Genomic DNA, 21,601 nt, shown 5'->3' on the forward strand with positions numbered 1-21,601 from the left:
GTGGGATCAGCTGCGACAGGTTCCCTGATGCGCGACGAACCACTCGTATGTCATCCGGACGCCCTCCTCGAGCGGGGTCTTCGCGGTCCATCCGAGTTCCGTGAGGCGTCGGACGTCGAGCAACTTGCGCGGGGTGCCGTCCGGCTTCGACGGATCCCACCGAATCTCCCCGCGGTAGCCGACCACGTCGGCGACAAGGTGCGCGATCTCGGCGATCGTTACGTCACTACCAGTGCCCACATTGACCGGCCGGCAGTCGTCGTAGTGGTCCAGCAGGAAGTGGCAGGCATCCGCGAAGTCGTCGACATACATGAACTCGCGCCGGGGCCGGCCCGTGCCCCAGCACGTTGCATGCGGAGCGCTGTCCCGGGCCGCGTCATGGAGGCGACGGATCATGGCGGGCAGGACGTGGCTGTCGTGCGGGCTGAAGTTGTCGCCCGGACCGTAGAGGTTCGTGGGCATCGCGCTGATGTAGGGCAGGCCGTGCTGGCGGCGGATGGCGGTGACGTGCGCGATCCCGGCCAGCTTCGCGACCGCGTAGCTTTCGTTCGTCTCCTCCAAGGGACCCGTGAAGAGTGCCTCTTCGCGAATCGGCTGTTCTGCGAACTTGGGGTAGATGCAGCTCGACCCCAGGAAGAGGAATCGCTTCACGCCACTCGCGACGGCGCTGTCCAGCAGGTTCACCTGTATGCGCACATTGTCGGAGATGAAGTCGGCGGGTCGACGAGCGTTCGCTGCGATCCCGCCGACCCGTGCTGCTGCGGCGATCACCACCTGCGGGCGGGTCGCCTCGAAGAACTCCGTGGTAGCGCGGGCGTCGCGCAGATCCAATTCGGCCGAACTACGTCCGATCAGATTCTCGAAGCCGCGCTTTGCGAAGTGGCGCCACAGCGCCGATCCCACCAGTCCCCGGTGACCCGCGATGTAGATCCGGGTGCTTCGAGGTAGGGGGTAGGAGTTCGTCCCGGGATGACGACCTGCGACGCAGGAGGCTCGATCGGACCGATCGACATCGACGCTATCCCGTGCAGGGTCGGTATCCGACACGGCCACCTCGATCCTCCGGTGGGGGTCCCGAACGCTCCGGTGATGTCCGGGAGAGGGTGGCACATGCACGCACCGCAACTTCCTCCAACCGATCACCTCGAACCGGAGCCGGTACCGGGTTCGAAGGTTACCACTTGCTCGTTCGTCGATGCGCGGAGATTCTCAGCGCGTGCCCGGTGCAAGGGCAGGACTGCGACTGAGCCGACGGAACGCGACACGGCCGGCACGTGCCGGCGAGCTCACCGCGTCGTCGGGTGCTCCGATCTGGCCGCGCACGCACGTATCGGGCCCGAACTGCATGCAGCTCGGGTAAAATTCGACGGAACAACGACGCCTCGAGGGGTGCGAGTTGGGTGGGACGAGTTGGGATCACGGACAGCGAGACCTGCGCGGTCCGGCGCACCCATGTCCGACGTCGTGGCCTCGAATGGTTGTGGATGCCGTTCCGATCGATCTGGTCGATCGAGAGCTCGCGATGGCCCTCATCGTCGATGCGCTCCGCCTACCGGACCCGCTCGCCGTCGCATCGGCCAACCTCGACCATCTCCATCACTTCGAACGCGACAGCTTCTGGACGGACCGTCCACCTGCGGTTTCCATCGGAGACCCGTCCAGGGGGCTGCGCTGGCTCACACTGCTCGACGGAGTGCCGCTCGTCCGGAAAGCCGAGGCACTCAGCGGTCGGCCTTGGCCGAAGCTTTCGGGCAGTGACCTGATCTGGCCGATTCTGGAGTACGCGGCGAAACACGGCACGCGGGTGGGGTTTCTCGGCGGGACCGCCGAGACACACGAGCAACTCCGCAAGACGCTGAGGATGCGCCTTCCCGCCCTGCAGGTCGCGGGCACCTGGGCGCCGGCGCGATCCGAGATACTCGACTCCCGAACGTCGGCGGGAATCGCCGCCGACATCCGTTCGGCCGAGGTGGAAATCCTGATCGTGGGACTGGGAAAGCCCCTGCAGGAGAATTGGATTGCGCGATTCGGCCCGGACACCGGAGCGCGGGTGCTGCTCGCGTTCGGTGCCGTGGTGGACTTCCTCGCCGGCCGCGTGAGCCGGGCGCCGCGGTGGATGGCGGACCACGGCTTCGAGTGGACGTGGCGACTGATGCTGGAGCCACGACGGTTGAGCCGTCGCTATCTCGTGCACGATCCGCCGGAATTGCTGCGGTTGATGCGCCGAGAACCGACCCTCCAGCACGAAGCGGCGATGGCGCATCCCGACAGGAGTGTGGGGCGCGGTGCATTCGTCGGGCACCGACGGCGGGCTACCGTCGCCGTGGTGGTGGTGACGTACAACAGTGTGTCCGATCTGCCCGGGCTGATCGACGACCTGCGTATCGCTGCTCGCGACCAGTCGATCCGCGTCGTTGTCGTCGACAACCAGTCGTCCGACGGCACAACCGATGTGGTGCGCTCGCACACCGACATCACGTTGGTCGAGTCCGGGGGGAATCTCGGCTATGCCGGTGGCATCAATGCGGCGATGCCGTTCGTGGAGCCGTGCGAGGCCGTGCTGATACTCAATCCTGATCTGTCGTTGGCCCCTGGAGCGGTGACCCGCTTGATGACATCGCTCCGTGGCGACGACCGAATAGGGGCCGTGGTACCGCTCATTCTCGACGCAGACGGCGCAGTCTACAACTCGATTCGACGCGAGCCCTCGCTCTCGCGTGCGGTCGGGGACGCATTGCTCGGCCGCAGACTTCGTAAGAGGCCGTCCTTGCTTTCCGAAATCGATTACTGTCCAGCAGATTACCTCGAAGCTCACGATGTGGACTGGGCAACCGGAGCCGCACTGCTCATTCGAACCACGGTGGCGCACGAGGTAGGCCCCTGGAACGAGGAGTTCTTTCTCTACTCCGAGGAGACGGACTACTTCCGTCGCATCCGCGAGAGCGGCCATTTGGTTCGGTTCGAGCCGTCGGCGGTGGTGCAACACCGCCAGGGAGGCTCGGGTACATCGCCGGCTCTCGCACGGCTCATGGCCGTGAACCGAATTCGATACGTGAAACGACACCACGGAGCCGCGTACGCGGTGCTTTTCCGCGGAGCCGTGGCATTGGCCGAAGCGCTGCGCTCCTACGATCGGGAGCGTCGACGTACGCTCGCAGCTGTGCTGAACCGCAGGAAATGGCGAGATCTCCCGCACGCGACCTCACATGGCTGAACAACTGTCGGGACCGCACCGACGCGGCGCAGTGATCGTTCCCGCGTACAACGAAGCCGCGGTGATCGAGCGGACGCTCCTGCCGCTCGGCCACGCTGCAACCGAGGGGTATATCGAGCTGATTGTGGTGCCCAACGGCTGTACCGACGACACCGCCGCGGTGGCCCGACGTATCCCGGGCGTGCACGTTGTCGAGTTGCGGGAGGGGTCCAAACCTGCGGCACTGAATACCGGTGACCGGATCGCCACGATGTGGCCCCGGCTGTACCTGGACGCCGACATCCGGATTTCGGCCGGTGCGGTACTGGCCGTCCTCGATCGACTCGCCCGCGGTGACGTGCTCGCCGCTCGTCCCGAGTTCCGTTACGCGTTCGACCGCTCCGACCCACTGGTTCGCAGCTACTACCGTGCCCGGCAGCGGATTCCGCAGCGAGAGCCCATACTGTGGGGTGCCGGTGTGTACGGCCTGAGCAGACAGGGGCATGCGAGGTTCGGATCCTTCCCGGATCTTACGGGGGACGATCTTTTCGTCGACTCTCTGTTCGACGCCGATGAGAAATCCGTGGTGCGTACGGAACCGGCCGTGGTCACGACTCCCACTGATGTCGGAAGTCTGCTCGCAATTCTGCGTCGCAGTCATCGCGGCGGCACCGAAGCGCGCGTCGTCGACCGGAGTCGCGTGCGCCGCACCGGCCCGGCCACCGCTCGCGCGGTGCTGCGGTCGATCCGGGGACCCGGATCGGCTGGGGATGCAGCGGTGTACATCGCGGTGGCGCTCGCGGCCCGGCGGGGTGCACTGCATCCGAACGTGCCGTGGGAGCGCGACGAAAGCAGTCGAGAGCCTCGGTGAGGGGTTCATGAGGGGTGCTACTGGAGGTCGCAGTCGGCAGTCCGGTCGATCCGATAAAGATGAACGGCGTTGCCGTCGTCGAATGTGTCCCGGAATGTGTTACCGGTGACGGGTATGCTCCGCCCTTCGTCCAAGACCTCCACCTGGTCCGCATTCCCGCATGCAAGGGCGATCGTGGCGTCTCCGCCCTCGTTCCGCGTGGATCCCGCGAGCACGTAGAGACTTCCCTCGTGATACTTGGCAGCCAGATCGACGGGTCTGTCGGATCTGGCAAATCCGTCGACGAACGGTGCATTGAGAACTGGGGCCAGTCGATTGATCTGATCGTTGACTGCCCTGACGTCGTCGCGGATGCCGTCTCCGCACCGATCCCGGAAGATGTTGTACGACAGGCACGGCCCGCCGAAGTTGTGGGAGAAGTAGACGATGCCGCGTGCGCCGTTGATGATGCTGCTCCAGACCGCGGCTCGAATCTGCGGGCCCGTGATCGTGCCGCCCGTGTCCTCCTCGAAGGGGTGACCCACCTCCACGAAGTTCCACACCGGCATCGCCGCACGCGGCTGGACCAAGGAGCGGACGTATCGTGTTGTCACACCATAATTGGCCGCCAGATGGCACTCCGCGGGGGAGAGGTCGGCCTGCCCGTCCTTCGTGAGGACACCGCCCTGGTCGGCCTGACAGATCGTATCGTCGGTGAACCAGTAGTTGTCTGCGGATACGACATCCTGAAAGTCGTTGACGAATCGCTCTGCTGCGTCCCGGGGCTCCCAGAAGGTGACGCCCTTGCCGTAGTTCGTGAAAGTCATGACGCCCGAAGGTACTTTGCTCCTGAACGCATACATCACCGTGTAACCGCACTTAGCTTGTTCGGGTACGCAGATCGGTCGATCGTCAGGCATCCGACCCGTCCACGGCGCATCTCCGGCACCCGCCCACATGTCCGCCTCGTCTGTGGTCAGTTGACCGGACGCTAGCGGGTCCGGGCGGCTGGGAAGGGCGAACATCCCGCTGTCACGAATCACCCGCACGTCGCTGTCTTCGGTCAGTTCGACGTAGGTATTGAGTCCGATGGTCCGATCGACGGCAGCCTCCTCAGGGGAGGTCACGCGCGCGAACCATACTGCGAGAGGGAAGTAGTCCGGCGACGTTGGCAGCGAATTCTCGAAGGTGTCGTAGTACTCCTCACCGCCGTCGACCGATCGCAGCGACGGACCCGTCGGCTCGAACACGACGTCGACGAAATAGGCGGCACCGTTTCCCGACTGGTCGGGGATTCCCTCGCCGTAGGTGAACCGTCCGTCGCGCGCGGTCAACCATCCGCTCTTCACGGTTGCGCCCAGGTCGAAGGTGTTCGGATCCGTCGGATAGTGCCCATTCGAAGCACGGTAGGAGATCACGTAGCTTCCGTGCGCTTGTATCGGAATCGGTTCGTCGAACGGTACGTTCCGCCAGCCGCTCGGGCCGGTGGTGATCGGGACGGTACCCAAGGCGGTGCCGTCGGACGACCACAAGGTGGCGGTGACCGCCCCTGTGTCCTCCGGTCCCTGATAGAACCGCGCGGCGGTGACGACTCCATCGCTCGTCGTCGTGAACTCGGTGCCGACTTCGATCGGCCGCGCGGCGGGATCGCCGGAGACGGCCGGGACGGTTTCGTCGGACCACAGGCTTCCTGCCGGCGAGCCGGGACGTTCGGCCGTGTCGGGGGAGCCTTGCGTGCATGATCCGGTAAGCACCATCACCGCCACGAGCAGCGGGGCGACGAGGGAACGTGCTGTCGGGCGCTTATCGAGCACTGTCGTCAGCCTGTGGCGAGGAAATGTCGCGTTCTGCGTCGTATCGGTCGGGTGAGTCGATTTCCGGCACCGAAACGCTGAAGGTGGACCACAGCAGGCCGAACACGATGAAGAAGACGAAGGTTGCCTGCTGGTAGAAGAACAGGTCGAAGGTAGTGCTGGAGACCAGGATGCCCACCAGCACTGATCCCATCATGTAGGCCTGATCGCGTTCCCGGGGTGAGGTGGCGCGGCGCAATCCCGCCGAGATGCCGAAGATTGCTCCTCCCGTCAGCAGAATCATCGCGGCGAGTCCTACAACACCGCCCTGCACGATCGTCCGTAGCCACTCGTTGTCCAGCAATTGATACGCGCTGGGAGGAGCTCCACCGAGGCCGACCCCGAAGACAGGATTCTCGCGAAAGGTCTGCGACACTGCGGCATAGTCGGCTGTCCGCGTCAGGATACTGTCATCCTGCTCCGAACCCGTGATCGTCCGCCACAGCGCATCCAGTGTCTCCGGGAAGGCGACGGCATAGCCCATGATCGCGGCCGCCCCGGCGACGGCGGCCAGGACCAGCTGCCGAACCTGGAACGCGAACATGTAGACGAGCAGGCACGCGAGCAGAGTGAGCACGCCGGTGCGGGAGATGGCGGCGGGCATGGACACCAACGCCACACCGCACGTGGCGACCGCAGCCCAGCGGGCGCTCCGGCGCGTGGCGTAACGCGCAAAGTGGATGGTCATCGGCACGGTCACTGCAGCCAGAACGGAGAATTCGATCGCGTGCTCGGAGGTACCGACAACACGCACGGCGCCTCTCCGCTCGGTGAACTGCAGGTACTCGGGATCGAGGTTCACGACGAAGCCCGGGGGCATGAACAGGAATCGCAGATCGATCGAGGTCAGACTCTGGAGTAGTCCGACCGAACACGCGAATGCCAGACCTACGGTGAGGCAGCCGAGGATGATGGTCCGCTGCCGTGTGCTCTCGATTCTCACGAGAACATAGAGGGCCACCCCCACATTTGCGACCAGGGTGATGATCGCCCGGGTCTTGTTGGCTTCTACCAGGGCATCGCCCGTACGGAGCAACCCGATTCCGTAGACCAGGGTCAGCAGCAGGAAGAACAGAAGCATGACGACCACCCCAGGGTTCACCGTGGGGTGAGTTGTGGTGCGTCGGACCGTCAGGAATCCGAGGACGACGAGGCCGAACAGCATGACCGCGGCCATCCGCGCAGGTGAACCGTTGCTCTTGAGCGGGCCGGGCAGGGTGGCGAAGGCCGGTAGGCAGGGGATCAGGAGACACAGGAAGGCGAGAAACCACGGGGTGCGTTCTCGCTGTTCGGCACCGCGGACCGCACCGTCGAAGTGATCGCCCGGCCGTCGGCGCGCAACGAAGACCGTAGTCTTCATCGGGCATCCACGGCACCGTCGGCAGGCATACGTCCGCCTTCGCCGTCGGGGTTGTACGAGGATCTGCCGGGGCGCGGACCTGCCGGCGACGGAGGTTGGGCTGTCTGCCTGCGTGATTTCAGCCGCGTCAGCGAAACGTCGACCAACACGGTGAACAGGATCGATAGTCCGACCCCGGTGGCAAGGATCGCGACGGTCGAGCGTGTGCGGGTGGGCATCGCGGCCGTCGGGACGCCGGGCGGTGTCACGACGAAGGACGTGACCATCTGATCCTCGGGTACCCGAGCTTGCTGCTGCAGGGTCCGCAGCGTCACTTCGGCCTGTGCGGCAACAAGCTCCAAGGTCTTCGTCACGTCGGCAGGATCCGACGCCGTCTCCTCGACGAACACCAGCGGCAGCTGCGGGTTGGGAGATGGGGTCGGGAATGCCTTCGCGCCGTAATCGGACAGGCCACCGGCCGCCACGACCCGGTCCACCACGGACGGTTCCCTCAGCCCGAGTGCGGTCAGATTCGCCAGCAGTGACGCTCCACCGACATCCAGCAGACCGTTCCGCCGGATCTCGCCGCCAGTCGAGGGCGTGTCCTGCCGGACACTCGGCGGAGCCAAGCCGATGACCGCGCTTGCGTAGTAGACCGGTTTCACGGAGCTGTAGACGCCGTAGCTGTACCACGCGGTGATCGCCAGAAGTGGAAGTACGACATACCAGCGGCGGAAGCACGACCGCACGACATCGAACAGATCCATGTCAATGCCCCCTCATCATCGGATGAACCGACGTGAGCTACCTGCCGAGGACGAACCGTGCTCGACGACCCGCAGACTCGCCGACCCGAGCAGTTCAACCCTACCGACTGAAACCCGTCCATTGTGACCTTTCTGCCCCATCCGACAGCACCACGCCGGTCACAGGCGCGCCGACAGAGCGAAGGGACTCGACGGCGCGACTCAAATCCCGCCGTCGCGTCACGTCCAATACGGCCGCGAGGAGGATGCCGTCGGCCTGTTCGCCCGCAATCGAGGCCGTACACGTCGACAGGACGGCGGGCGCGGCCACGATGACCTGCGCGTAGTCCGGTCGCAGACGGTCGATCGTGACAGTCGGATCGGTCGCGTCGGTCGCGATGGTCGTCGGGTCGGAGGGGTAGCCGGTGAGTCCGGGCGTGGAATCGGTCAGGTCGGGTGCGCCGTCGCGTTGCGCCGGTTCGGTCCAGGCCGGTCCCCGTGTCCCGGCTTCCGCCCGGCTCCCTCGCTCGTCGGTATGGACGACGAGCGTCCGATCGCCGCTCGATGCCGTGACACGCCCCAGGTTCGACGCCAGCGTCGCTGTGTCGGCCTCTCCTGCAGCCGACGTCACGACCCAGACCTGTGCCCGATCACCAGGCTCGGCACGAGGGTCGGGGCGCAGCCGCAGCCGCAGCCGGCGATACCCGTCCATATCACTGTCGGTTGCGGAATCCACCCCGTCCACGCGTCCGAGCACCGGAACTCCCGACACGGTGACGGCGCGGTCGGCGGTTCGCACTATGGGGTCGGTTCGGGATCGGATCCACACCGCGACGGCGCCCAGCAATGGTGCGGCGAGCACGATGGCGGCAGCAGGACCTGCCCGCTCGACCCACGCCTGCTGCGGCTCGGACGCGGAAGAGGCGATCCGCGTGTTCACCTTCTGACCGTCGTCGCCGGTCGGTGTTTCCAGTGCTTCGACATACCCGACGAACTCGCGCGCGAGCGCGTCGGCGATGAGCCGAGCACGATCCGGATATCGGTCCGTCACCGTGATGTCGATGATCGACGTTCTCGGCGGCACGACCGTTGCGCTCACCTTGCCGGACACTTCTCGGGCCGTCTCCGGCAGGCCGAGTTCATCCACAACGAGCTGGGTCACGACGTCGCTGGTCAGCAGGACGACATAGGAGTTGACCCGTCCTGCGACCACCTCGTCGTTCTGGTATGCGGCGGCGGTCGTCGATCCCTCGATCGACACCATCAGCTTGGTGGTCGACACGTACCTGTCCGGGGCCAGGAGAAGCCAGGCGAGACCTGCGACGAACACCACAACGGTGACGACGAGAAACGTCTTCCGGTACAGCTTCAGCTCGGCAAGGAACCCGTCCAGTCTCACTCTGCCGCCTCGGTCTTCCTGTCGCGCTCAGAACTTCGGCCGGGACTCCAGTGGGTGTCCATGTCGAAGACCACGACCGCGTCCCTCGGCAGCAACGCCGAGGCCTGACGTAGCTGCTCCTCTGTCGTCACATTCTTTCCCACCGCGAGCACGACCACATCCGACTCGGCCCCGATCTCTACTGCTGCCGGCAGCGAGGGGCACGTGAGTACCACCCATGTGTACGACGTGCGGAGGGCGTAGACCATCTCCCGCAGTGGGGCTGTGAGCATCCGATCATCGATGGCCCCCGCTGCGGTGCCTACTCCGATGAAACTGCTGTGGGTGGTTCGCAGCGAGACTTCTCTCGCCGCTTCAGCCGGTGTCGTCTCTCCGCGCAGGACGTCGGCAACCCCGGACGCGTGGCGATCCGACAGCGCTTCCGTCAGTTCGGCGGAGCGGAAGTCGAGATCGACCAGTACCACCGAATCGCTGCGCATGGCGAGCGCCGTGGCGAGGAAGACGGACACCGCGGAGACCGTGGATCCGGGACCGGCGCCGGTCACCGTGAACGCGCCGCGTTCCGACCGGTCGACGGCCGCGAGCAGACGGTACAGGATCCCGCGCTCCTCCACCGTGAACTGCTCCGTCGGTTCCCCGCCGATCGAACCGAGAACCGGCCGCCCGGAAATCCGTGCAGCATCGCGGGGGTCGCGGATCGAGTGATCGAAGAGGAAACGCAGCACGGCCCCCGCGGAGCCGAGGAGCGCCCCGATCAGCACCGCGCCGGACAAGACGACCGGGATCGTGGCACGCATGGCGACGACACGAGCTGTCGGCCCCGGGGTATCGACGACGATCAACTCGGCGCGTGGGACGAGCGATCCGGGAACCGACTCCAGAGTGCGCACTGTGGCCGCGAGTTCGGAGAGGAAGACGGTCGCCATCTGTTCGGACTCTTCGGCCGAAGGAGCACGGAACTCGAACTCGATGAGTGCCGTGCCCGGTGGATTGACGGCCTCCACTCGCGCGGACAGCACCTCGGGCGTGAGGCCGAGACCGAGATCGGCGATCACCCGAGCTGCCACGTCGCGGCTGTTCGCCAGTGCGGCATAGGTTCGGGCGCGGCCCTGCGCGTAGGAGTCGCCCCCGTCGAGAACGCGGCTGACATCACCGGGCGTGCGGACGAACACGGCGGCCTCGGACCGGTACAGCGGCGGACGCAGCAGCAGGAACAGCGTCGTTGCAGCCAGCGTCAGCAGAACTCCCCATACGATCCAGCGCCACCGCTCACGCAGTACGCGACCGTACTCGGAAACCGTGTCGTTCATGATCGGACGCCCGGTCCGAGAGCTTCGAGCGAATCGGTCAGCGCCGCACCGATGGCTTGCACACCGAGGGGATTGGGGTGCTTTCGATCCGCAGCCAGCAGCGCGGAGGTGTCCGTCCCGCTCAACGGCGCGATGGGATCGACGAACAGGACACCCTCGGCGGCGGGTTCTGCCGCCAGGCGCGCCATGAATTCGTCGTCGAATCCCAGATCATCGGATGGGTCGGCGAGGAGGCGGGGCCTGACGAAGACGACCGTGGCCGCGGGCCAGGTGCGCCGTACGTCTTCGACGGTCGCGACCATTGCCCGGAAGACGTCCTCGGTGGGTGGAAAGAGATCGTTTCGTCCGCCGTCGAGCACCACGACGTCGGGTGCATAGACGGTGGCCAGGCGCGGGATGCGTTCGGCGAACGACGTCGACCGACCGATGTACTCGTCGACCACGAACCTGTTGGCCGGCCCGCCGCTGATGTAGCCCGTTCCCGGCACGGCCGCGAGGTTGCACAGCCACCCCATCCGGACTGCCGTCGTGCAGGCGTAGGACATTTCCGCAAGACCGGTCCCGCCGGTGTACGAATCGCCGATGAACAGTGCGGAAGGCCGGCTGTCGCCGGCAACGTTCAGGCGATTGATCTCCGGGGACGGGCGTGTGGATGGTGCATCTGCGGTGTACATCGGTCCGGAGACGAACACCAGGCCGATCGCGATTGCCAGGGCCGACACCATTGCGGCCAGATCCCACCGAGCGCGTCGAGATGTGGCGCCCTTCCCTCCCTGGCTCCGGCCCGGCGAGTACCGGAAATCTGCGCGGCGAGATTCCGAATCCGTACTTCGAATCTCGAGGGCCCGGCGGCGGGGGGCTGCCGGCGGTGAAGGATGATCTCGTCGAGCACGCCGTCGGCGATAGAACACGAACACCGCGCCGCCCGCGATCGCCACGGCCGGCATCATCGCGGCCGTACCCAACAGTCGGGTGCGGTTCATCGGATGACCTGCGTGCGGACCCACGCCGCGATCATGTCGGCGAGCGCCGATTGTCCGGCGTCCGTCGGCCCGCTCAGGTCCGGCCACATCTGATCCCTCGTCAGCAACGGGGGATCGAGTGCATCCAGGTACGGCACCCCCATCTCGTCTGCGGTGCTGCGGAGAACGTCGGACACCCGGACGACGGATGCCGGAACCGGCGTCTCGAACCACGTGGGCCCGACCAAGAGGGGGCGCCGGCCACCGACGATGATCTTGTTGATCGCATCGGTCGCGCCCACCACGATCGCCTCCGTGTCCGGCAGTCCGGTGTCGCCGAGCCCCCCGACGATCAGGACGACCCGTGGATCGACAGCATCCGCGCGGTCGACCTGATAGGTGAACGCGTGGCCGCCCTGACCATCGGCGACGAAGCCGGAGTCGGGCAGGGCGAAATTGGCGACGGACCATCCCGTTCGTTCGGCCATGAGCGTCGGCCACACCGTTCGGTTGCGGAATCCGGCCGACCATTCGTCCCCCACCACCGCGATGGCGAGTGGGGACGCATCTGCCTCGCTGGTACGTGTCATCGCGAAGACCGAAGTGGCTACGAGTGCGCTGACCAAGACGTTGGCCGCGAGGACGGCCACGAGCGTCCGTGGAGCAATGGTGAGTCGCTTCATCGTTCACTCCCGGCCACGTCCGTGTAGGTATCGAGCAGTCGGTCACCGACCGCGTGCATCCCCAGGTCGGTGCGCACAGCACGGCGTCCTCGTTCCCCCATGGCACGCGCGAGAGACCGGTCGGCAAGCAGCGACTCGACCGCGGTGACCAGCGCGGGCACTGCCGGCTCCGTGACGATTCCACTGCCTGTTCGTTCGATCGTCGGGGCGAGCCCACAGTCGCGGGTCACCACGACGGGAACACCCACGGACATGGCCTCGAGCACCGACATCGGGTAGGGCTCACGCACTGAGGGGAGCACGTACACGGTCGCTGCCGCCATTCGCCGGGGCACGTCGTCCGGGTCGAGCGCTCCCTCCCAGGAAATCCGCGGGTCTGCTTCGGCTGCGAGCATGGCGCGCAGCGCCGGGCCCTCGCCCTCGTCCGGTCCCACCAGGGTGAACCGGGCGTCCATCCCGGCGGAGAGCAGAACTTCGGCCATTTCCACGAAAGCCGTCGGGCGTTTGCGCGGGTGCATGCGTGCGACGAAGAGCACCTCGGGAGGTTCCGCGCTCGGCCGGCCGGGTGGGTAGCACGGCACGCCGTTGCCGAGCTGCACGAAAGGCAATGACGTCCGTGCGACGGTGGCGAGCTGGTCCTTCTCCAGCGCGGTGAGGTGGAACACGGCTCCGGCGTCGCGCAGCACCTTCCTCGTCCACAGTGCGTCGAGTGGGCCGGCGAGCGGATGATCGGACGGAGTGACCATGCCGTGGGGCTGGAGCACGTACAGGATCCCGTGGTGCCGCGCGCTCACCGCAAGCGGGAGCACGACGAGGTCGCGGCCGAAATGGATGTGGACGATGTCGAACCGAGTTCGGTTGCGGTGGAACCATCGCTGCAATCCGGGCGCACCGACACCGGCGAACCCCGTCCTGGGAACTACGGTTCGGACGGTGAACAGCTTGACCGGTACGTCGTTCAAGCGGGTCGGTACGACCGGGAACCCCCGGGCGCCGGCGCCGAGCGTCACCTCGTGGCCCCGGCGGATCAGCTCCATACTCTGATTGAGCGCGACCCGGGCGGGTCCCCCGTACGCGCCGTCGGGGTCGAGCAGCGTGACCACTTGCAGGATGCGCACGGAGTCAACCCGGTGTGACGATCGATCGCGGAGCCCGGACGAGTGAATCGGGAGGAACGTCGGCGGTCACCAGTGCTCTCGCTCCCACGACCGAATTCGCGCCGATGGTCACGCCCCGCAAGACGGTGGAACCGGCGCAGAGCCAGACGCCGTCCTCGATGACGATCGGGCCGTTGTCGAACTCGAAGGTCTTCGACCGCCTGTCGTGACTCCCCGTGCAGAGGTAGGTGTACTGCGAAACGCAGACATCCGAACCGATCACGATTTCGTCGATGTTGTAGAGATCGGCATCTGTTCCGATCCACGAATCGTTCCCGACCACCAGCTTCCACGGCCATTGAACTTTGACCCGGTGCTTGATCAGCACCCCGGTGCCGATGCGGGCCCCGAAGCACCGCAGGATCGTGCACCGCAGGCGCGCCGGACACCATACCTGGGTGAAGATCAGCGTCGAGACCGCAACCCACAGGGCTTGGGCGGCGAAGCCGCGACCCTTGTCGTAGGGGCGGCCACGCAGGGATTGCAGCGACCGCTTGGACTGTGCAGCGGACACGCGCACCTCCGCAGGACAACGCACTACACTTCGAGAGGATACGCCGTGTTCGGCTCCGACCGAGGGGCATTTCGTGACAGATCTCGGGTGTGCATCCGTCCCTACCGTGGCCGAACGCCAGCGTGCACACCGTCAGGTGCTGGCCCGAGTGGCCCTGTTCGCTATCGGCGCCACATCGGGTGTTCAATTGGCGAATTTCACCGTCACCGGGTTGTCGGTGGTCTGTCTGCTGCTGGCACCCGGATTCCTGCTCATGATGCACCGGGGGATCGACCTGTTGCCGGCCGTACTCGCGGTGGCGGGATCACTCTCCTTTGTCGCGTCGTGCGCGGTGAACGGGGTCACCGTGCTATGGCCCAACGCAATCGCATTTCCTGCATTCCTGCTCTACCTCGTGGGCCTGACCGTGCTCACAGTCCGTGCGGTGGACGCGACCGCCACAGTCCTCGCCGGAATCGCCACCGGCACTATGGCCTTCTTCCTGACCCAGGGAATCGAACTGACGCGAACCGGGAGCATTCCTGACCTTTGGAAGTACGGAATCGCTCACGCGGTGACGATTCTCGTCCTCTTCGGAATGACGACGGCGCGGATTCAGCCGCTGTTGCAGTCGGCGGTGCTCGTGGCGCTTGGGCTGGCGAGCCTGGGACTGAACTTCCGCTCGCATGCCCTCGTGTGTCTCCTCGCCGGCGCCATCGTCTTCACCCGGCACCTGCTGGGCTCCCGGATCGGACGAGGCTGGCAGTTCCTGGGGGTCGCGGTGTTCGGGTTGGTCTTCGCGCAGGTGATGCCGATCGCTGCGCGGGCAGGACTGTTCGGGGCCGCGCTGCAGCAGAAGACGCTGGAGCAGGATGCCACGAATCTGCCGTTGCTGCTGGCCGGCCGCACCGAGCCCCCGCTGAACATCACAGCGATCCTCGAGCGTCCGTTCCTCGGTTGGGGAAGTGCCTTCAACCTGACTCCGGACGTGTATGCCCGGGCCCAGCACCTGGCGATCCGGATGGGATTCGATCCCACTTTCCCGTTCGAACTCTACTGGCGGCTGCCGCCGAGTGATTACTCCGCAACCCATTCGATCCTGCTGGGTTCCTGGGTCGAGGGCGGCATTCTGGCGGTGCTTCTGCCGCTGTGGCTCCTCGTCGCCTGCGTCGGCGTGGTCTGGAACAGCACATCTTTCGGCCGCTGGAGTCCGCTCGTGGTGACCCTCGCACTGCAAGGCATCTGGGACCTGCTCTACGCGCCATGGACGTACAACATGATCCCGGAGTTTGCCTGCATCACGCTCTTCTTCTGCGCGGTACGCGTCCGCCGGCCGATGGTTGCTGTACGGGACTCGTCATGAGACCGAGTGTGAGCGTCGTGATCCCCACGCTCGGTCGGCCTTCCCTGTACGGCGCTGTGCAATCCGCTCTCGAGCAGACGTATCCGGTCGCCGAGGTCATCGTGGTCGCGGACACCGATCTGGCCATGTCCCTGCCGTCGGACGACCGCATCGTGGTGCTGCGCAGCGAAGGTCGGGTCGGACCCGCCAGATGTCGGCAACTGGGAATCGATGCCGCGCACGGGAGCGTGATCGCTCTGCTCGACGACGACGACGAGTGGCGCCGGGTCAAGCTCGAACGACAGTTGGCGGCCGTCGAGCATGAGGCGGCCTTCGGAAAGCCCTGGATCGCATCGTCGCGTATGGCGGTCGTCGGGCCGGGGACCCGGCGGCGAGTCTGGCCGCGGCGACTTATCGGATCGGAGCAATCCGTCGCAGAGTATCTGTTCCGGTTCACCGGATTCACGGTCGGTGGCGCGACTTTGCAGACCTCGACACTGTGCTTCCCCGTGGACCTCGTGGGCACCGTCCCATGGGATACCGACGCGGACGCGCCGCACGAGGAGGCGAGCTGGCTGCTCCGGATCCGACGTGCCGTCCCTGATGTCTGCCTCGTCCACCATCCGGACGTGTTGAGTACCTACCACGTGGGGAATTCGTCCCTGTCCCACAGCTCGTCGGACCGAGCCGATGAGTACATTGCCTGGGGACTGCAGTATCTCGGTGAGGAATCGCCGCGCGTTCGTGGTGATTACCTCTGCACGAGCCCGGTGAGCGCGGCGGTGTCCGCGCGGTCGCTGGCAGGTGTGCGGCGCTCGATGTGGTCGGCGATACGTCATGGCAGGCCGGGTCCGTTCGCGGTCGTCTACGCAGTTCTCGGCGCCGCGCGGATACTTGTGCGCACAGCACATGCATCGGTCCGTTGATGGCAGCGGAGCACGATCAGCTCACGCCGGAGGAGCGTCGAGCATTGTTCCGGGGCACGCTGTACCGCATTCTCGGTACTCCGGTGGTTGCTGTCCTGGGACTCGCCAACACGGCCGTCATCGCGCACGAGACGGGAGCGGCGGTCTTCGGGCTGGTGTCCTTGATCGCAACGATCACTCTTCTCGTGCCATTCGTCGACTTCGGGATCGGCGCGACGGTGCTGAGCGCCAGTGCGACGCTCCATCAGCATGAGGGGGATTCGAGTGCGGCCGATGTCATCCGACGTGCCTATCGCGTCCTGTTCGTGGTCGCCGCCGCAGTCGTGTCCGGGGCCTTGGTCGTCATGGCATTCGACGGCTGGACCGTGCTCGTCGGCATGTCCAGTGGTCCCGCGGACCGGTGGGCGATCACTCTTGCCGCGTGTGTCTTCGCCCTCACGATTCCTGCCGGCCTCGGTTTCCGGATCCTCATCGGGATCGGACGGATCCCTGAGGCGACGCTGGTGCAGATGAGCTGTCCGGCTGTCGCGCTGGTCATCACCCTCGTGCTGTACGTGACCGGGGTGAACGAGATCTGGTACGCAGTATCGGCGCTCGGTGGTCTGCTCGGCGGACAGATTCTCGGTACGGTCTTGGCTTTGCGACTGAGCGGGCTCGGATGGTCGGCGTTTGCACGGACGTCCGCACCGACGACCGGCGCCAGGCTGCTGGCGGGCAGCGGATGGCTGTTCGTCGTCGGCGTGGGGCTGCCCATCGGGCTCCAGTCCGGACGGGTTCTCCTGGCGCATCTGTCGACACCCACCGAACTGTCCGAGTACGCCGTGATGGCCCAGATCTACGGTGTGGTCTGGTCGGTTCTCTCGACGGTGGGATTGGCTTATTGGCCGGTGTTCGTGCAACGACGGTCCGCCCCTGACGAGACGATCCGGATGTGGTGGCGGCTCACGGCTGTACTCGTCCTGTGCGCAGCGATCGGGGCCATCGGAATCGCGCTGCTCGGCCCATGGGCCGCGTCCGTGCTTTCGGGCGGTCAGATCGACGTGTCTGCATTGCTCGCGCTCGGATTCGGTGTGCTGATGGTCGCACAAACCGCACATCTCCCGGCGAACGTGCTGCTGGTCGGTCCCGGCGAGGCGCGGTGGCAAGCGCTGTGGACGGTCGTCATGGCCGCACTCAGTCTCGGGCTAGGGTTCGCGTTGGCGGGACCGTTCGGAGCAGTGGGCGTGGTGTGCGCGTCTGTACTGGGCATTTGCCTGGCGCAAGTTCTCCCGGATCTGCTGTGGGTACCTAGCCTGGTTCGTCGCCGGTCACTCGCGGGCCCCTGAGTTCGGTGGCCAACGGGGCGACTACGGTCGTCCCTGCAGGCACATCACGGATCACCGTCGCGTTCGCGCCGACGGTCGCCCCGTCGTGCAGGGTGATCGGACCGATCACGATCGCGCCGGCGCCGACGCGGACCCCGTCACCGAGGGTCGGCCTTCCCCGCGCGTCGTGACCGATGGTGACCTGCTGGTTGATCCAGCAATGACGCCCGATGGATTCGGCCGTGACGATCGTGCCGACGCCGTGCTGAATGAAGAGACCGGGACCGATTCGGTCCGCTTCGAGAGTCAGCGTGGCGGCGGGTCGGTACAGCGCGCGAAGCAGCATCCGTAGGACCGGCGGGGCGGAACGGAGACGGTAGTGCACGAGCGTACGAAACTCGGTGAGCGCCCCGGCCAGATAGGCGAATCTCGAGTACCTGTCGAGGGACGCCAGATCCGCGTCCCCGATGCACTCGCTCCACCAGTCGACGTCCTCCGTGATCGCATCCGTCGAGTCCCAGTGGGCGGAGATCCACCACAGCGGAAACGCCCAGATGCGTGCGCCCTGGAGCAGTACTGCACGATTGCCTCGCATCGTCCGCCTTTCAACATCCCGGCTCCAGTTCGGCCTTCAGATAGCCCGCGGTCTGGTATAGGTACTCGGACGCCCATCCCCACAGCGAGAGCTCCGCTGGGCTTGCCACCATGATCAATTCGCCGTCGAAGCACCGCTGCAGGACGAATCGAGCTCGGGAGATGTGCGGTGTGTACGTCACGACGATCACCCGGTTCCAACCGTACTGCTCGGCCCGGCGGCGCACTTCTCGCGCTTCGCCCCGGGTCGTCGATGGATCGGGGAGGAAACAGTCCACTTCGAATCCGGGATACGCCTTCCCGCAGTTCTCCGAGGCCCAGTTGTCACCCGGCCCGTCGGGATGGGAGAGAACCACCTTCGGCGCCCAGCCTGCCATGCCGAGCTCGATGCCGAGCGAGTGGCGGCGCCAGTCCTCACCGCCGAGGACGAAGATCGCGTCGGCAGGGCGCAGCGAATCAGTCTGTGGCCGGACGTAGACCGGCAACCCGGTAACCAGTGCTGCGATCACCAGCATGCATATCGACGCCACCACCACACGGATGGAAGGCCAGTTGTTTCGAAGCCTCACCCACGCGTTCTCCGTTTCGAGCCGAGGGTGCCGTGACTACCGGCCAGTGTATGGGACGCAGCTCTGTCGGATCGTGCGGTCGGCGTCGAAATCGATACGGACGGAATCCTGCCTGCCGGTCAGGCCTGACCGGCACGCGAGGACCTCGATATCGCGGATCCCGATCGGCGACCTTCCCTGCACCGATCGACCTAGGATCTGGAGGTATGGAGCGAAGCCCTTCGGCGTCTCCCCGGCCTGACGTGGTGTTCGGGTTCTCGTACGAGATGTTCGACGATGCAGTCGGTCGTGAATTCTGCCGACCGCCCGACCAGACGCTGCTTGCCCTTGCCCACGACGATCGGGTCGGCGGACTGATCGTGGCCGATCCGTGGCGTTCCTACGTCGTATCCGCGGCGCGCCGTCGGCCTGTCCGGCTCGTCGAGGACATCACAGTCGCCGGGCGAAACGCGGTCCGCGTCCGGCCTCACCGATTGCGGACGGGCGATCCCACCGATCTCGGCAGGGTGGAACGGTCCTATCGCCGCTACGGCGCAGTGCTCGGGCGCGCGCTGGCTCGGACTCGCGGCGAACGGAAACCGCGTCCGAGGTCGGCGGCCCTGGTCACCTACAACCCCTTCGTGGCGGCATTCTGTGATTCTCCGTGGATCAGCAAGGTCGTGTATTTCGGCCAGGACGATTGGGCGACAGGGGAGGGGGTGGTTCGATGGTGGGATCTCTACCGCGAAGCCTACCGGCGCATCGAGGAACGCGGAGCCGCGATATTCGCGGTGTCCGAGGAACTCGCAGAGCGTATTTCGCCGCGCACCACAGTCGTGCCCAACGGGGTGATCGCCGACGTGTGGCGTCCGCGGCATCCTGAACCCGATCGGATCGCGGCGCTGCCGCGACCTCGCGCCGTCTACACCGGCACGATCGACGACCGTCTCGAAGCGGATCTGGTCGAGACCACGGCGAGCATGGTGGGTTCGCTGGTCATGATCGGCTATCCAGGAGATGCGCGGACCGTCGAGTGGCTGCGTTCGCTCGACCGCGTGCATGTGTTCGACCCAGTCGGGCAGCATGAACTCGCAGCATTGGTGCAAGCCTGCGACGTCGGATTGATTCCGCACCGCGATCAGGCCTGTATCCGCGCGATGTCGCCCCTCAAACTCTACGAGTATCTCGCTGCCGGGCTCCCCGTGCTGTCGGTTGATCTGCCCCCCATTCACGGAGTCGACGACGAGCGGGTGTGTATCTGCCGGCGCGAGGAATGGGCGAGTGGCGTGAAGCGGGTCCTCGACATGGGGAGCGCACCGGAAGGCCGGCGACAGCAGTTCATCGACGCGGTTTCGTGGGAGCGTCGGATGCAGCCCGTGGTCGAGGCCGCTGTCGATTAGCGCGCAACGTCGGTGCGACCCTCGGAGGAAACGGGCGGACCGCCCCCGCGGCCGAGTACCCGGTCGGCCATGTGCCGAAGTTCGGCGAAGAGTGTTGGATGTGCGAGTCGCAGAACGGTTGCACCCGCAACGGCCGCTCCCGGCATTCCGAGTACGAGCACGACCACAGTGCGATCCGGCACGAGGACGGCAACCAGAAGGTAGGTCGCCGCCGCCCAGATCGCCACGTGGAGACCCGGCAGCAACAAGGCGACCTGGCTGCGCAGAGTTACGCCGAGGAGTCGCCGCCGGATGAGCCACTCGACGGGGACGAGCAGTCCGGTCGCAAGACTGTAGCCGACTGCCACGCCGAACGGACCGAACGGCAGACCGGCGACGATGCCTGTGGTGGACACGACGGTGGTGAGCCACGCATAGCGCAGGTTGAGCCCTGCGTGCCCGAGCCCGAGCATCAGGGGAGCTGTCGACGGCTGGTAGATCGCCTGTATGGCGCCTGCCATGGCGAGTACCTGAATGATGGGGATTGCAGGTTCCCATTGGGAGCCGAACAGCAGGGCCATGAATTGGGGCGCTGCTACGGCGGCCGTGGCCATGACGGGCAGCGCGAGGACGGCATTGGCGCGCGTTGCACGCGCCAGTTCCCTACGAAGCGCGTCGAGGTCGTGCGCCAGTCGGGCGAACGCGGGAAACAACACCGCGCCGACGGTGGTGCATGCCAGCTGAACCGGCAAGAGCAGCAGCCGATACGCCAAGCCGTAGAAGGCCAGAGCTTGAGGGCCCTGAAACCGTCCTACCAACAGGTTGTCGATATTCCGGGACACCGAGTTGATCAGCAGTCCGGCGGTGAACGCCCGCCACGAAAAGGCGGCGATGTCGCGCAGGTGCCTCAGACGCAGATTCGGCGACCGTCCGGCTCCCGCTGCCAGCAGCATCAGCAGCAGCACCGAGTCGGTGGTGACAATCTGTGCCACCAGTCCCCAATAACTGCCCCCTGCCAGCGCGACACCCAACCCGGCCAACCCGCCGACCATTGCGGCCGTGATGTCGGCGAGGCCGATCTCGCGGAACCGCATGTCGCGCTGGAGCAGCGCCCGCGGAGTGATCGAGGCGGCTCGGATGAGCAAGCTGGGCGAAAGCGCCACGAGCACGAGGGTGAGCTCGGGGGAGTGCATGAAGGAGGCCCATGTCGAGGCGACGGCACAGGTCAGGGCGGTGAGCGCCCCCCCGACGGCCAGATTGACCGTAACGACCGCACCGGGCATGTCGGGTTCGATGCGTTCGCGCTGGATCAGTGCGCTGGAAAAGCCCTGGTCCAGAAGGAGTGCGACGATGCCGATATAGACCAATGCCTGCGCGACGATGCCGAATGCCTCGGGACCGATCAACCGGGCAAGCACGATCGTGAACCCGGCTCGGGACACCTCCCTACCGATCACGGAAATGCCGCTCCAGCGGATTCCCGTGGACAGACTGCTGTCAGGCATGGGGGGTCCGTGCCCGGG

Annotated in this window: 19 protein-coding genes; 6 read left to right on the top strand and 13 right to left on the bottom strand. The window is 66.0% G+C overall.

The annotated features are described in order from the left end of the window. Positions 1-6: 6 nt before the first annotated feature. Positions 7-930, bottom strand: coding sequence for a GDP-L-fucose synthase (locus tag KZJ41_RS08010; protein ID WP_072634652.1), 924 nt, complete (start codon positions 928-930; stop codon positions 7-9). Between the two features lie 544 nt (positions 931-1,474). Between KZJ41_RS08010 and KZJ41_RS08015 the strand changes: the two genes are divergently transcribed. Both KZJ41_RS08015 and KZJ41_RS08020 read left to right on the top strand, forming a co-directional pair. Next, positions 1,475-3,214 carry a WecB/TagA/CpsF family glycosyltransferase gene (locus KZJ41_RS08015; protein ID WP_251550421.1) on the top strand — a complete coding sequence of 580 codons (1,740 nt, stop codon included), beginning with the start codon at positions 1,475-1,477 and terminating at the stop codon, positions 3,212-3,214. A gap of 31 nt (positions 3,215-3,245) precedes the next feature. Continuing rightward, positions 3,246-4,064 carry a glycosyltransferase gene (locus tag KZJ41_RS08020; RefSeq protein ID WP_251550423.1) on the top strand — a complete coding sequence of 273 codons (819 nt, stop codon included), beginning with the start codon at positions 3,246-3,248 and terminating at the stop codon, positions 4,062-4,064. 17 nt (positions 4,065-4,081) lie between these two features. On the opposite strand, the gene KZJ41_RS08025 is transcribed toward KZJ41_RS08020, so the two are convergent. From KZJ41_RS08025 to KZJ41_RS08065, 9 genes are all read right to left on the bottom strand, one after another. Next, the gene (locus KZJ41_RS08025) at positions 4,082-5,857 is read right to left on the bottom strand and encodes a DUF4082 domain-containing protein (protein ID WP_251550425.1); all 1,776 of its coding nucleotides are present in this window, start codon (positions 5,855-5,857) and stop codon (positions 4,082-4,084) included. Further along, entirely contained in the window at positions 5,847-7,256 is a 1,410-nt protein-coding gene (locus tag KZJ41_RS08030) for an O-antigen ligase (protein WP_065922869.1), read from the bottom strand. The genes KZJ41_RS08025 and KZJ41_RS08030 overlap by 11 nt, the downstream gene beginning before the upstream one ends. Then, positions 7,253-8,002 carry a hypothetical protein gene (locus tag KZJ41_RS08035; RefSeq protein ID WP_050034794.1) on the bottom strand — a complete coding sequence of 250 codons (750 nt, stop codon included), beginning with the start codon at positions 8,000-8,002 and terminating at the stop codon, positions 7,253-7,255. Before KZJ41_RS08035 ends, KZJ41_RS08030 begins: the two co-directional genes overlap by 4 nt. A 100-nt stretch (positions 8,003-8,102) precedes the next feature. Beyond that, complete coding sequence (locus KZJ41_RS08040) at positions 8,103-9,263, bottom strand: hypothetical protein (RefSeq protein WP_251550427.1); 1,161 nt, start codon at positions 9,261-9,263, stop codon at positions 8,103-8,105. Between the two features lie 113 nt (positions 9,264-9,376). Beyond that, the gene (locus KZJ41_RS08045) at positions 9,377-10,690 is read right to left on the bottom strand and encodes a Wzz/FepE/Etk N-terminal domain-containing protein (RefSeq protein ID WP_065922867.1); all 1,314 of its coding nucleotides are present in this window, start codon (positions 10,688-10,690) and stop codon (positions 9,377-9,379) included. Further along, on the bottom strand, positions 10,687-11,628 hold the full coding sequence (locus tag KZJ41_RS08050) for an SGNH/GDSL hydrolase family protein (protein ID WP_232334096.1): 942 nt from the start codon (positions 11,626-11,628) through the stop codon (positions 10,687-10,689). Before KZJ41_RS08050 ends, KZJ41_RS08045 begins: the two co-directional genes overlap by 4 nt. Before the next feature lie 41 nt (positions 11,629-11,669). Beyond that, a complete protein-coding gene (locus KZJ41_RS08055; protein WP_050034797.1) occupies positions 11,670-12,335 on the bottom strand; it encodes an SGNH/GDSL hydrolase family protein in 666 nt (221 codons plus the stop codon). Further along, positions 12,332-13,453, bottom strand: coding sequence for a glycosyltransferase (locus tag KZJ41_RS08060; RefSeq protein WP_185713734.1), 1,122 nt, complete (start codon positions 13,451-13,453; stop codon positions 12,332-12,334). Before KZJ41_RS08060 ends, KZJ41_RS08055 begins: the two co-directional genes overlap by 4 nt. A 4-nt stretch (positions 13,454-13,457) precedes the next feature. Then, positions 13,458-14,012: a colanic acid biosynthesis acetyltransferase gene (locus tag KZJ41_RS08065; protein WP_251550429.1), complete on the bottom strand. Its 555-nt coding sequence runs from the start codon at positions 14,010-14,012 to the stop codon at positions 13,458-13,460. A 100-nt stretch (positions 14,013-14,112) separates the two neighbouring features. Between KZJ41_RS08065 and KZJ41_RS08070 the strand changes: the two genes are divergently transcribed. Genes KZJ41_RS08070 through KZJ41_RS08080 form a run of 3 tightly spaced genes read left to right on the top strand, consistent with a single transcriptional unit; the run spans position 14,113 to position 17,578 of the window. Beyond that, positions 14,113-15,348: a hypothetical protein gene (locus tag KZJ41_RS08070; RefSeq protein ID WP_231771885.1), complete on the top strand. Its 1,236-nt coding sequence runs from the start codon at positions 14,113-14,115 to the stop codon at positions 15,346-15,348. A gap of 8 nt (positions 15,349-15,356) precedes the next feature. Next, positions 15,357-16,253: a glycosyltransferase gene (locus tag KZJ41_RS08075; protein ID WP_231771884.1), complete on the top strand. Its 897-nt coding sequence runs from the start codon at positions 15,357-15,359 to the stop codon at positions 16,251-16,253. After that, positions 16,253-17,578 (top strand): lipopolysaccharide biosynthesis protein, encoded by a 1,326-nt coding sequence (locus KZJ41_RS08080; RefSeq protein ID WP_050034801.1) that lies wholly within the window; start codon positions 16,253-16,255, stop codon positions 17,576-17,578. The genes KZJ41_RS08075 and KZJ41_RS08080 overlap by 1 nt, the downstream gene beginning before the upstream one ends. On the opposite strand, the gene KZJ41_RS08085 is transcribed toward KZJ41_RS08080, so the two are convergent. Both KZJ41_RS08085 and KZJ41_RS08090 read right to left on the bottom strand, forming a co-directional pair. Continuing rightward, positions 17,541-18,152, bottom strand: coding sequence for a serine O-acetyltransferase (locus KZJ41_RS08085; RefSeq protein ID WP_072634641.1), 612 nt, complete (start codon positions 18,150-18,152; stop codon positions 17,541-17,543). The two genes, KZJ41_RS08080 and KZJ41_RS08085, sit on opposite strands and share 38 nt — an antisense overlap. Before the next feature lie 10 nt (positions 18,153-18,162). Beyond that, positions 18,163-18,666 carry a YdcF family protein gene (locus tag KZJ41_RS08090; RefSeq protein WP_050034803.1) on the bottom strand — a complete coding sequence of 168 codons (504 nt, stop codon included), beginning with the start codon at positions 18,664-18,666 and terminating at the stop codon, positions 18,163-18,165. Positions 18,667-18,962: 296 nt separating this feature from the next. Between KZJ41_RS08090 and KZJ41_RS08095 the strand changes: the two genes are divergently transcribed. Further along, positions 18,963-20,099: a glycosyltransferase gene (locus KZJ41_RS08095; RefSeq protein WP_251550431.1), complete on the top strand. Its 1,137-nt coding sequence runs from the start codon at positions 18,963-18,965 to the stop codon at positions 20,097-20,099. Here KZJ41_RS08095 and KZJ41_RS08100 read toward each other — a convergent pair. Then, positions 20,096-21,583 carry a lipopolysaccharide biosynthesis protein gene (locus KZJ41_RS08100; protein ID WP_251550433.1) on the bottom strand — a complete coding sequence of 496 codons (1,488 nt, stop codon included), beginning with the start codon at positions 21,581-21,583 and terminating at the stop codon, positions 20,096-20,098. The two genes, KZJ41_RS08095 and KZJ41_RS08100, sit on opposite strands and share 4 nt — an antisense overlap. Between the last annotated feature and the right edge of the window lie 18 nt (positions 21,584-21,601).

The sequence above is a fragment of the Rhodococcus sp. 11-3 genome (genome assembly GCF_023704055.1).
GTDB lineage: Bacteria > Actinomycetota > Actinomycetes > Mycobacteriales > Mycobacteriaceae > Rhodococcus > Rhodococcus aetherivorans.